11 protein-coding genes are annotated in these 12,815 nt (G+C 38.6%); 1 reads left to right on the top strand and 10 read right to left on the bottom strand.

Translation table 11 applies throughout. The annotated features are described in order from the left end of the window. Positions 1-590: 590 nt before the first annotated feature. The 7 genes from ACYQ21_RS12805 to ACYQ21_RS12835 all read right to left on the bottom strand — a co-directional run bounded on the left by ACYQ21_RS12805 (position 591) and on the right by ACYQ21_RS12835 (position 6,345). Positions 591-965, bottom strand: coding sequence for an LPXTG cell wall anchor domain-containing protein (locus ACYQ21_RS12805; RefSeq protein WP_460058830.1), 375 nt, complete (start codon positions 963-965; stop codon positions 591-593). Next, complete coding sequence (locus ACYQ21_RS12810; RefSeq protein ID WP_460058831.1) at positions 962-2,044, bottom strand: DUF916 and DUF3324 domain-containing protein; 1,083 nt, start codon at positions 2,042-2,044, stop codon at positions 962-964. The genes ACYQ21_RS12805 and ACYQ21_RS12810 overlap by 4 nt, the downstream gene beginning before the upstream one ends. Before the next feature lie 159 nt (positions 2,045-2,203). Continuing rightward, a complete protein-coding gene (locus tag ACYQ21_RS12815; RefSeq protein ID WP_460058833.1) occupies positions 2,204-2,968 on the bottom strand; it encodes a WxL domain-containing protein in 765 nt (254 codons plus the stop codon). Between the two features lie 87 nt (positions 2,969-3,055). Further along, a complete protein-coding gene (locus ACYQ21_RS12820) occupies positions 3,056-3,847 on the bottom strand; it encodes a WxL domain-containing protein (RefSeq protein WP_460058834.1) in 792 nt (263 codons plus the stop codon). 58 nt (positions 3,848-3,905) lie between these two features. Beyond that, the gene (locus ACYQ21_RS12825) at positions 3,906-4,688 is read right to left on the bottom strand and encodes a WxL domain-containing protein (RefSeq protein ID WP_460058835.1); all 783 of its coding nucleotides are present in this window, start codon (positions 4,686-4,688) and stop codon (positions 3,906-3,908) included. 80 nt (positions 4,689-4,768) lie between these two features. Next, positions 4,769-5,476, bottom strand: a complete 708-nt coding sequence (locus ACYQ21_RS12830; protein WP_460058837.1) for a WxL domain-containing protein — start codon at positions 5,474-5,476, stop codon at positions 4,769-4,771. Between the two features lie 86 nt (positions 5,477-5,562). Then, a complete protein-coding gene (locus tag ACYQ21_RS12835; protein WP_460058838.1) occupies positions 5,563-6,345 on the bottom strand; it encodes a WxL domain-containing protein in 783 nt (260 codons plus the stop codon). A 919-nt stretch (positions 6,346-7,264) separates the two neighbouring features. Between ACYQ21_RS12835 and ACYQ21_RS12840 the strand changes: the two genes are divergently transcribed. Further along, complete coding sequence (locus ACYQ21_RS12840) at positions 7,265-8,740, top strand: helix-turn-helix domain-containing protein (RefSeq protein WP_460058840.1); 1,476 nt, start codon at positions 7,265-7,267, stop codon at positions 8,738-8,740. Between the two features lie 137 nt (positions 8,741-8,877). Here the strand turns inward: ACYQ21_RS12840 and ACYQ21_RS12845 are convergent, their stop codons facing one another. From ACYQ21_RS12845 to ACYQ21_RS12855, 3 genes are all read right to left on the bottom strand, one after another. Further along, positions 8,878-10,059 (bottom strand): ABC transporter substrate-binding protein, encoded by a 1,182-nt coding sequence (locus tag ACYQ21_RS12845; RefSeq protein ID WP_460058841.1) that lies wholly within the window; start codon positions 10,057-10,059, stop codon positions 8,878-8,880. A 195-nt stretch (positions 10,060-10,254) separates the two neighbouring features. Next, on the bottom strand, positions 10,255-11,427 hold the full coding sequence (locus tag ACYQ21_RS12850) for an ABC transporter substrate-binding protein (protein ID WP_460058842.1): 1,173 nt from the start codon (positions 11,425-11,427) through the stop codon (positions 10,255-10,257). Between the two features lie 71 nt (positions 11,428-11,498). Next, the gene (locus tag ACYQ21_RS12855; RefSeq protein WP_460058843.1) at positions 11,499-12,683 is read right to left on the bottom strand and encodes an ABC transporter substrate-binding protein; all 1,185 of its coding nucleotides are present in this window, start codon (positions 12,681-12,683) and stop codon (positions 11,499-11,501) included. Positions 12,684-12,815: the final 132 nt, after the last annotated feature.

Genomic DNA, 12,815 nt, shown 5'->3' on the forward strand with positions numbered 1-12,815 from the left:
GACTGAGTTGTAATGTGTAAGGTTTGTGACATGAGTTTTACAGTTTTGAGTTTGAGATTTTTGATATTGAGACTTATGCATAAGCTTGTTGTACTAAGTGTTAAGGTTGAAGTTTTAAGTTATACGTATTAATTTCTAATTTAGATTTGAATAAAATAACTACTGCCTACTGCCTACTGCCTACTGCCTACTGCCTACTGCCTACTGCCTACTGCCTACTGCCTACTGCCTACTGCCTACTGCCTACTGCCTACTGCCTACTGCCTACTGCCTACTGCCTACTGCCTACTGCCTACTGCCTACTGCCTACTGCCTACTGCCTACTGCCTTAATTATAACATTTTCTGTTTCTTTTATCAAATAAAATAACAGTTTTCCCATAAAAATATACGCATTAATAATAAGGTTGCTGTTAGGATATTTTTTTGTTAATTTGAAACGAACCTTGACTTTAATTGACAAAAAAAGAAGAACCACATGATATCAATCATGTGATCCTTCTATTTTAAAACTTTTTGTTCGGGGTTTAATCCTTCCAATCTTTTTAATCCTAGCAACAACTTGTAACGGAAAAAGAATGGATTTTGAAACTAAGATTGATGATGCGTCTGTACCTCTTGTTGCTCTTTTCTTTTCCGCATAACGAGTATGAGGAGCACGAGGGCAACAAGTAACAAACCAGCAAATAAAGTCCAAACAAACACTTGTTCACCAGTCATAGGAAGTTGATCGGATGACACCACACCACTACCACCACCATTGTCTGTTGTTGGTAATGATGAAGTGGGTGGCGGTGTTGATGTTGCTGGTGGATTTTTTCCTACTTGAAACTCACCATGAGTCGTTTCTGCAGAAACATGGTGGGTGCCAACAGAAACAAATACCAGAAGGGCCAACAAAAGCCACTTAATATTTTTTTTCACTGTACTCTCCATATAGTTTTCTTTCATTCTATGATAAATCATTCTTCCTCTTCCTCTTTATTGCGACGTTTTCTTAAAAGCAAGAATAGGAAAAGAAGTAATAGAATAAGAAGTAGTAAACCACCAATCGCAAAGAATACCCACATTGGTAATTTTTCAGGTCTTGGATCATTAATCGCTTGCGAGTTTGCCTTTTTCGCTTCATTTGGCAAGACGGTAAAGTCCTTATTCCATTCCCAAGTTTTGCTTGACCATTTCGGATCATCTGTCGTCGCCTTGATACGATACGTATATTCGCCAGCTTTAAATTGGTCTGTACCAAGGAATACTGGGAATTTGTAGTTGGAATTTGGTGCGAAAGTAAGTCCCTCTAGTTTATTTTCATAGAGTGTATCAAACTTCCCTTTGGCTGTTACTTTAGCATCGATTGTCAACTTGCCGACAATTGCTGGCATATCATTTTGAATTTCAGCAAGGAAAGCTTTTTTATAATTGACAACACCTGCAGAAATACTCAAAAGATTAAGATTAGGTTTTTCAATTTCTTTATCAACTGTAATTTTAATCGCAAGCGCATAGGCATACTTAGAGTTGATGGTAACACCCTCTTTTTTGCCACTGTCGTCTACTTGACCTTCTTTTTCAAAATGCCATGAGCCTAGAATAACACCCGCCTGTGCGTCTTGGGGTACTGTAATATCAACACTAACAGTTGTTTCCCCACCCGGTGCTACTTTAGCATCAATATCACTGGCTTTGACCTGTGCAATATCACTCATCTTGATTTTCAAGCTTTTATCATATGACTCAGCTTGTTTTGTATAATCAATTTGACCATTTGCGTTGGTAAAAGATGAAAAGATTTGATCTTTTACAATAATCTCTTCAGAGCCTTTATTAAAAATTTTAGCTTCAATCGTTTTCGTTTCGCCCGGTGCCATTTTTAAATCATAGTAAGAGGCATCTTCCTTGATTTCACCACTTGCTGGCGCAACTTTTTGGATAGAGTAATCACCTTGCGCTGCCGCATGTGATGTGATAGCCCCCATAGAAAACTGTCCAATGGTAAGCAAAGCAAGCATTAGAGTAATTGTTAGATATTTAATTTTCTTGTTAAACATAAGTCTTGTGTTTTTTTCCTTTCAAGATTCAAAAATTTTTATATTGCCACTATACTCTAATACTAAACTTTATTTGTAAAAATTACCAGTATTTGAACTTCATTTTTTAATGATTTGTCTGGTAGAGCATGATAAGACAAAAACCTTATTCTTTTAATGTTATGGTGCTGCAACTAATGTCCATGTAATCGTTGAACCAAAGTCACCCATTTGAACAACTGATGCTGGTACAGTCAAGGACACATCATCCGCACGGAAAATGACATCCGACTCATATTTCGCTGTCTTCGTTTCCATAACTTTAGTTGATGACCCATCTGTTTTAATGACGAAATCTGAACCTGTCAGATTGGTATTCGCACTTTTCCCAGCATCCGCATCTTCATTCCAACGTGTCGTGTTGGCGATTGAAATCGTTGCACCCGTTAATTGTTTCGATGCTGTCGTTTTATCTGTTAAGACAGTTGCTGAAGCATTTAACTCCCAACCATCTGTAGCTGTGCGACCATCGTAGACTGTCACGTATTGCACGTAAGAACTGTCTTTGAATTTATCATCAAAGCTAGTGCCGTCCACATTTTTAGCCAGAGCTTTGACTGTTAAATCTTGTCTTCTGCTGTCTGGTTTCAAAATTGTTTCGCCGAAGTTAAAGACCGAAGGGCGTTGCACAATCGCAAGCTCATTTTTTTGAGCTGCTGTGTAAACCGTTGGGCCTTTAGCCGGGTTGGTAAGATCAGCTATTGCTTGTGGATCTAGTTGACCCGCACCGATTTTTCCTGGGATTTTGGGTTCAGTGGGTGATGTATCTTCTTTAAATGTTGCAAAAGCATCACCTGTTTTCGTATCTGCTGACGTTGTAAGCCCCATAGCAGATGTTGCAAATATTGACAGTGCTAAGGCACTCAATAATTTAATGTTTTTCATGTTAATAATAAGACTCCTTTAACTAAGATTATAAGCTCGAAAGGCTAGGATGGCCTTCCTAGCCTCTCAAGCTCATAATTTTAGAAATTATGCGTCTGGTGTACCTGTTAAAGTCCAAGTGACTGTTGATGTAAAGTTACCTGTATCAATGACAGAACCAGGGAATTCCAATGATACGTCTGAAGTTTTCCAGTTAAGGTCAGATGTGAAGCGTGCTTCAGGGTCTGCTTTCAAGATGTCCGCTGTAGCAGCACCTGTCGTTTTGATTTCAAATGCACCATTCGCTGCTGGTGTTGATAAAGCACCTTTTGTATCAGAAGTGAATTTAGTCGCTTTAGAAATCTTAATCACAGCACCAGTCAATGTTTTGCTACCATCTTTAAACGGTGTAGCTTCTGCTGAAATTGACCAATCTTTTGGAATGACACGTCCATCTTGAACACGTAAACTTTGGAAGTCACGTGAATAAAGTTTTGTTGAACCTGTTGTATCAGTACCATCAGCGTTGTTATTCGCAGCAGCCCAATTTTTTTGTTTCAATGCAACTGTCGTTTTTTGTTTGTCAGCGGCTGAGATTTTTGTCACACCGAAGTTGAACTCAGCTGGATGCGCATAGAGTGCCAAGTCACTGACTTTAACAGTTGAGTCGATAACGTCTGGATTTGTCAAACCATTCGCTACTGTGTCATCCCCTTTACCTTCTGGAAGTTGTGGGACGAAAGCTGTTGTTTTATCTGTGATAAAACCAGCTGAACCTGAAGTTGTTTCAGTTGCTGTGTTACCCGGTTTAGTAACAACCGCTGCTGAAGCAAGGCTTGCTGAAGCAGCTACGAGTGTAGCTGAAAGTGCTAATGCGCTCAATAATTTAATGTTTTTCATGTTCTATTCCTTTTTGTAATTCTGATTTTGAGTTGTTTTCGTGTGTTTTGATTTAAGCTTAAACTTCTGGTGTTGCTTCTAAAGTCCAAGTCACATCAGCAGTATGTTTACCAGCTTTTAATTGACCTGCTGGGATAGAGAGTTCTAAATCAGTTTTGTTAGCCCAGTAACCAGAAGTATTCCCTTTAGAGACAGTTCCTGCACTCAAGAAGCTTTTAGCTGCAGCGCCTTCTACCAACTCAAAAGTTTTAGTCGTTGTACCAGTGTGGCCTTTACCTAAAACAGCTGTACCATTGCTGTATTGATTACCTACTTGTGTGTTTTTGAAAGTGATTTTTGCACCTCTCAGGTTTGCAAAAGTACCAAGTTTAGCAGTTACGTGCCAGTCATCACCAGCAGATACACGACCATCGTGAACTTCTACTGCTTGCAAACCAGTAAATGGTGAAGCTGATTCTTGTGCATATTTAACACCAACTTGTTGGTCAGCAGCACTTACTTTATGTGAACCAAAGTCAAATTGTTTTGGAATCAGTGAGAAGTGCAAATCTCCAGCATAACCAGGGATAACTTCATTTGGGTAAGCAGGATTTGTCAAATCTTTTGCAGTTAAGATGCTAGAGTCTGTCACATCTGGTTTAGTACCAGTTTTATAGATGCTGTCTGGTAGGTCAGTCCCTAAGTTATCTGGTACAGTTGGCAAAACAAGTGATGCACCCGGACCGATATCTTCTGTCAATTCAACACTAGATTTTGTTGTGTCTGCAGAAGCAAGTGATGCTGATGCAGAAAATAGTGTTGCGACTAAAACTGAAGCTGAAAGTAATTTGATGTTTTTCATAATTTGTAATCCTCTTTTTTATTTTTTATTAATTGTAACCGTTTTTTGATTTGATGGTGCTTTTAGTCAGATGTTGGCAATTAGTTAGCGCCTGCGACTAAAGTCCAGTCAACTGTTGCTTTGTGTGCCCCTTTAGTGATTTCGCTTGCAGGAACGTTGATTTTGACATCTGAAAACTTGTCCCACAATGCTGATGTCGTTCCTTTTGCTTTTGGATCTGATTTCAAAAACTCAACAGATGTTGTTTGTGAAATCGTTGTTTTTGACCCTTGAACTAGCTTAGGTTGTTGGTTAGGAAATTGAGAAAGTGTTTTCGCATTTTCGATTGTAATCGTTGTCCCTTTTAATTTACCAGTATTAAACGCTGATAACTTAGCACTAAGCGACCAGTCATCTTTATCAATACGACCATCATAGACAGCGACACCTTGTTTTCTAGTTACTGATGGGCGTTTCTCTTGTTCATAAGTCAAGACTTTACCAGAGAAGATATCAGTTGCACCAATCTCATGTTTACCAAAGTTAAAGGTATCAGGGACACCACCTAAGAACAAACCACCTGCTGGGCCTTGGATAAGCTCAATTGGTTTTTTAGGATCTTCTGTTGTCGGGAATGCCACATCTGGTTTCTCTGGGTCATTGATATCGATGTCGTTTGTTGCGTTATCAAATTCGATGCTGCCTCCTGTTTGACGATCCAAAACTGGGGCGGCACTAACGACGCTGCTTGCTGCTGTCGCGCCAAATACTGCTAACGCTACTACTGAAAGTAATTTAATGTGCTTCATGTTTTAATTTTCCTTTTTAATTTTTCTTTATTTCCTTTTGTTTTCATGCGTTCTAACTGCCTATCCTAGCTTGCAGCCACTTGATATTATTTATCAGGTGTTGCTGCTACTGTCCAAAGCATATCGAACGCATAGCTATCACGTTGGAACTCGGTGTTTTCTGGAATATGTAATTCCATCGCATTTGCTGCTAGCACATAGGAAGAAACGGCTTTACCACGCGTCTTATCATTGCCTTGTGTGCGCCAAACTTCTAATGGTGCTGCATCTGTTACATAACCAGCAAAAGCTTCAAAATTCGTCGTATCAACAGATGCACTGTTTTGATTTAACTCATTTCTTGACTCACCCTTGGGGATCCAAAGCATTGCGCCTTCTACTTTATGGGAACCATCAGTAGAAGTAATCTTGTCTTGTAGTTGGACACTAACACTCCAACCAGTTGACTCTGGACTACGGTTATCCATCATTTGCAAATGATAAATTTCATCTTCATAGAACGCAGCATCTCCAATTGAACGATAAACTGCTAATCCGTCTGTCGCAACAACTGCTCCAAATGACAGTTTCGCAGGAACGTGTGTCAAACCTAGTTCTATTTCCTCGTTCGAACTTAAAAGCTTGGGGTTGTCTTTAGTTGCTTGCGAATAATTTTGTTCTGTATCATCTTCATAAGCGTTTAGAGTACCTTGCTTACCCGGAAACGGTTTACTCGGATCTTTTGGATCACGTGGTACACCGACTATTTTCTCTTGTGTAAACTCAACACCACTTTCAGTTGCTCTTTCCACTGATGTGTCGGCATTAACAAGTAAGGCACTACTACTCAACAACATAGAAGATAATACAACCAAAATCGTTTTTTTCACTCAACTCACCTCCTTTAAGGTTTTTACTTTAAAAATCTAGATGTCTACCTAAGTATCATCAAAGAAGACAATACCAAAGACAGCACCCGGGATATAAGACTTTTTTCTTTCTACGTATAATAAAAACACAAATATTTCTCTTTCTTTTATTTTTCATTAAAGTTGGCGATGTTTCTCTTTTATAGAAATTAAATACAAATGACTACACAAAACGACGTCGCTTTATTAAAATAAATATTCTATTTTAATATTATAACCATAAATCGAAAGCAAAATCTACAAAGTTTATTATAGATTAATTTTTCAAATTTACAAAACAATATGCTAAAGTTAAATGACTGCACTGGACAGATTTAACTTGCAAAGAAGAGCTTTTCTTTTAATATTATAACTAAAAATTGAGAAACGAATCCTATACTGTTTATTATAAATTAACTTTTCAAATTCACAAAACGATATGCTAAAGTTAAATTAAATAATCATAAAGAGCAACACTGCCTGTTAAGACAGATGTTTCAATTTCATTTAATAACATTTATCAAAAACTAATGCTCATAAAATTCATTATAAATCATTTTTTCTATTTTACAAAGCGATATGCTTGATAAGCTAAAAAACCTTTGATAACTGTTGCAGAAAAATGAGGAAGATGGATAATTTAACGTTTTTTATTTTAATATTCCTTAAAAAAACGTTTTGTTTCATATCCAATCTCTAGGATAACATCTTTCTATACAAAGTTCTCCCCTTTTTTTTCTATAAAATCCAAAAAAAAAGAGAATGGGGAGGGGGGGCGAAATGAAAGGAGTTACAAAGCATTCGACCAACATCAAACACTGCGTATTTAGCGTATGGCTTCCTTTCCTATTTATGATGTGGTATCATAGTATATCAGGTCAACATTACAGGAGGATTTTATATGGCAGATATGGAAACATTTCTATTAGATAAAAAATTTAAAAATATTTTAGATATCATTAGTCAAGTCAGTCAGACCCCTTCAAGAGAACTCGCTTTTAGCGTTTTAGAAGATAGACTTGAACTCAGTCAAAAAACAATCAAGACTTATCTCAATACTTTACTAGAGTACTGTAAAGAAAACGATTTGAAGACCTTTACCGTTCAAAAAAGCAAACTCAAAATGTCATCAGAAACAAACTTTAAAATTTTTGACTTATATCATTATTTTATGCAAAAATCCGTCAGATATCAGATTCTCATGACCATTTTTGAAAATCCACAGATTACTTTCACAGACTTATATCTTAATTTAGCGCTCAGCAAGTCCAATGCTTCTCTCTACATTAAACAGTTAAATGATTTTCTTAAACCTTACCACTGCAAAATCAGTTTTCTTCGCAATAAACCGCTCCAAGGTAAGGAACATCAAATTAGATTCTTGTACTACAATCTTCTTTGGGGCTTGGATTTAGACAAAATCATTGTGACCTCCCCAGAGCTCGAACAGGCAACACAACTCTTATCAAAAATTGCACCGCAGATTCCCTATATCACCCTCTCAAAAATAAAATTAGGATTCTATATTTTCCAAGTTTCTAGTCAATCTAGATACTTTATTACTTCAGAAGAGGATTTTATTCTACAGGACTCTCCTTTTATCAGCTATGACGATTTTTTACAAAACATGCTCGAGCTTGACTTTTTAGACAATTGTCCTGATTTGGAAACCAAACAAAAAGAATGTCGCTATTTGTATTTTCTATTTTGTCGTGCCAATGTGTTGACACTTGAAGACTGTGAACGTTATGCCGCTAAAATTGCGCCTTCTCTTTCTCCTAGTGTCCAATATTTTGTGACACAATTTCAAGAAAGATCTGGTTTATCATTGAGACAGTCTGAAATTGATTGCTTAAACTACAATTTATCTCTTTTTAACTGTGAGGCTGCTGTTTTCAGGGGGCGCATTAAGACTTTTGACTTAGAGCCAATGGTTGATAAATATGTTCAAACCGAAGGGGCAATCCCTACTCTTCTTCAAAATTTTATCCAACATCTCTGTCGTGAAAATAGCGACATCAGGACAATGATTCAAAATTTCCCTAGTTTATACCATCACTATCTCATGTTATTGCGAGTTATCGCCTCAAAACATCATCAACCGATTAAACTCCTCATACAAAGTAGTATTTCTACATTTCATCGACAATCGTTGATTAATCAGATTGTCAATAGCACCACAGTCCCTATTGAAGTCTGTACGTCCGAGCAGTTAAAGGGTGAAAAACCTGATGGGATTATTTCTAATTGGCTTCCTGAAAAAAAATATCAAGATGTGCCTTTCTTTTCTACCTCCTTGTTTTTTACAGGCTGGCATAAAGGTGACTTAGAGCACTTTTTGACACGCTTAGAGACAGGTATCTGCAAAAATAAGTAAGGTGAAAACTCACCTCGTTAGCTCATGAAAAATAGACAAACCGCATGAAATCAACGTTTTCAAAAACGAAGATACGCGGTTTGTCTATTTTTGTGATTTTCTGTTCCAATTTTTTATTATCTGCTATTTTATCTGCTTTAAGGATTCACAATCTCAGCTGAGACTTCTTTTCCTTTCTCGAGTTTAACGAGATAGGCTGATTTGACTGGGTCATGGTTTTTGTCTACTGTGATATTGCCTGTCACACCCTCAAAGTTTTTGATTTTAGCAAGACCAGTGGCGATATCTACTGATGTTTTAGCTTTTTCACTGGTTGCTGCAGCCTTCACCATCATGACGGCATCGTAGGCGCAGGCAGCATAGGCGGATGGTACTTCGCCGTATTTAGCCTTATAATTTTTGATGAAGCTTTCCGTTTTGCTGTTAGCGGGTTTGAGACTTGAGAAACCTGAGACAAAGTAGATGTCGTTAGCCGCTTCAGGTCCTGCGAGTTTTGAGAAGGTCGGGTCTGCGAGGACATCGCCACCGATAACCGGCACGTTAATCCCCAACTCACGCGCTTGTTTAACCAAAATCCCAGCTTCTTGATAATACCCTAGCACAATCAAAGTATCAAATTTTTCTTTTGATAGTTTAGACAGTTGTGCTTGGAAATCCTTGTCGCCAGCTTGATAGGTCGCGACATCGACAACCTGACCTTTGTAATTGTCTTTAAAGTTTTGGTAGAGACCTTTGGCATAGTCTGACGAATTATCATAGTAAACGGCGACGCTATCTGATTTCAATGAATCCGTGACAAAGTCTGAAATGACCTTCCCTTGGAATGAATCTGGGAAAATAGCACGGAAAACAAATTTTTCGACTTTTTTACCTTGATGGGTCAGCTCATCATTAGTTGAAGTAGGGGCAACGATGGGCACTGCAAATTTATTGGCATTTGGAATCATCGCCTTGGTTTGCGATGAGGCATTGGTACCGATGACGGCATTGACCTGTTCATTTGACATCAAATTAGCTGCAACAGTCGCAGACTCTGCATTATCTGACTTGTTATCTTTCTTGATGACTTCTATTTTTTTGCCGTTAATCCCATCAGCCGCATTGATTTCGGCGACAGCCATATCTGCACCACGTTCGCCAGATTTCCCATATGCTGCAACTGCGCCTGTCATTTCAATGTCATAGCCTAGTTTAAAGGTTTTTCCAATTCGGTTACCTGTTATATTGGTTGATGTACCCGGTGCTGCACGACAAGAAGCGATCATCAACACTGCGACTGCAACCATTAAACTGACGAAAATTTTTGACATTTTTTTCATGTTTTCTCCTATGAACGAAAGGGATAGACTTGGTGCCATCCGTAAATATTTTAATTATCATTTTATCAATTTTCAGAAAGTTGTCAAGTAAATTTCTGCCTTTATCAAAAAAACGTTTAAATTTCACTTTAAACGTTCGTGTTTTACGGGTTTACTCCCCCTATTTTTTAATAAACGATAAGATTTATGTCGAGATTATTTGACAATCTCTGCTGATGCTTCCTTGCCGTCTTCCAGTTTAACCATAACTGCTGACTTAACCGGATTATGATTTTTATCGATATCAATCGTACCTGTCGTCCCGACCAAGCCTTTAACTTTGGCTAAAGCCTTGGCTAGTTCTGCGGAATTTTTGATTTTTCCCGCTTCTGCCGCTTGCTTAATCATATAAACCGCATCGTAGGCGCAAGCTGAAAAAGCTGACGGTTCTTCGTTAAAGGCATCTTTATAAGCCTTGATAAATGCCGTTGTTCGTTCATTAAAGGGTGCTTTTGTCGAAAAGCCAGCAACATAATACACATTCGTTGCAGTACTGCCTGCTAACTCGGTATAGGTCGGATCAGAAATGCCGTCACCTCCAACAATCGGTTGATTCAAGCCCATTTCACGTGCTTGTTTGGTAATCAGACCACCTTCGGCATAGTAGCCGATGAGGACAATCGCATCAAAAGATTTATTTTTGACCTTGGTCAATGCCGCTTGAAAGTCCTTGTCGCCACCTTGGAAACTGAGGGTGTCAACGATTTCACCTTTATAGTTGTCTTTAAACGTCCCTAAAATACCACGCGCATAGTCTGACGAATTGTCGTAATAAACAAGAACTTTTTTAGCTTTTAAGGTTTCTTCTGTGTAGTTAGCGATCACTTTACCTTGGAAGGCATCTGGGAAAATCGTCCTGAAAATATAAGGTTGTACCTTCCCATTTTTAACCGTTAAGCCATCATTTGTCCCTGTCGGTGTAATCAATGGTACCTGTGCTTTGGTCACATTTGGTGTCGCTGCAAGTGTCCCACCAGATGACATCGGACCAATCATCGCAGCTATTTTATCATTATTGGTCAGATTAGAGGCGACGGTTGCGACTTCACCATTATCCGTCTTATTATCTTTGATGACTAACTGGATTTTTTTACCGTTGATGCCACCCTCAGCATTGATTTCATCTGTTGCCAATTGAACAGCATTTTTCTCAGCATTACCCGGTGCTGCATAGGCGCCTGACAGCTCCATATTCAATCCGATTTTAAAGGTTTTACCGATGGTATTGCCTTTTTCAGTGTCATTTTTTGCCGCACCGGGGGCGCTACTACAAGCAGATAAAGCCATTAGCGCTGTCGCTACAAGACCTACCATTGCAATCTTTTTCATTTTTTCTCCCTTTTATAACGCATAAAATCACAAAGCCATAAGACTTTGTGACTTTGACAGTATTGAATCAATTAGTCTGGTTTAACAAGTGTTGCAGAGGCTTCCTTACCATTTTCAAGTTTCACCACGACTGCATCTTTGACTGGGTTATGGTCCTTATCAACAGTAATGTCACCAGTCGCGCCTTCAAAGCCTTTGAGTTTGGCAAGACCAGCTTTCACATCTACTGATGTTTTAGCTTTTGTATCTTCGGCTGCTTGTTTCACCATGTAAACCGCATCATAGGCAAGTGCATCAAACATTGACGGTTCAGACTTGTATTTGGCTTGGTAAGCTGCGATAAATTTCGTCGTCGTGTCACTCGCTAATGCTTTAGCTGAGTAGCCTGCAACATAATAGACGTTCGTTGCCGCTGCATCACCAGCAAGTGTGATGAAGGTTGGGTCAGCAAAGCCGTCACCACCAAGGATTGGTTGTTCAATTCCAAGTTCACGTGCTTGTTTGGTAATCAAACCAGTTTCACTATAGTAACCCGGCATGACAATCGCATCAAATTCTTCGCCTTTAATCTTAGACAAGGTTGCTTGGAAATCTTTGTCGCCTGCTTGGAAAGAGACTTTATCAACGATTTTACCTTCATAAGTTTTCTCAAATGATTTGGCGATGCCTTTGGCGTAGTCAGATGAGTTATCATAGTAGAGAATCACTTTTTTTGCTTTTAGTTCATTCGTCGTGTAGTTAGCAAGGACTTTCCCTTGGTAGCTATCTTGGAAAGTTGAACGGAAAACATATTCATTAACTTTGCCATTGGTAACTGTCAAGGTATCGTCAGTTCCCGCAGGTGTCACCAATGGTACTGCACCCTTAGTAATGTTTGGTGTCATTGATTTAACAGCTCCTGATGTCATTGAGCCGATGACTGTATTGACTTTGTCATTATTAATCAGGTTAGAGACAACCGTTGCAGCTTCGGCATTATCAGACTTATTATCTTTTGAAACAACTGTGATTTGTTTGCCGTTGATGCCACCTGCTTTGTTGATTTCATCAACTGCAAGATCTGCACCGTCTTTACCAGCATTCCCATAAGCTGCTGTAGCACCTGATAATTCAAGGTCATAACCCAATTTAAAGGTTTTACCAATTGTCGTGCCTTTTGAGCTAGCCGAACTACCACCGGGTGCTGCGCCACAGGCTGTGAGTGTTAGCGCTGCTAAACCAGCGACTGCGATGATACCTAAAGATTTAAATTTCATATTTTTTCTCCTCGTATAATATATTCTAGTAGTGATTAACCACTACGATTTTTACCTAATTGATATTAATTTTCACTTGACTACTGAGCCGTTTCTCAGAGATAATAGTTCTGGAATGGACTCACGGATTTT

The sequence above is a fragment of the Pseudolactococcus yaeyamensis genome, assembly GCF_054658615.1.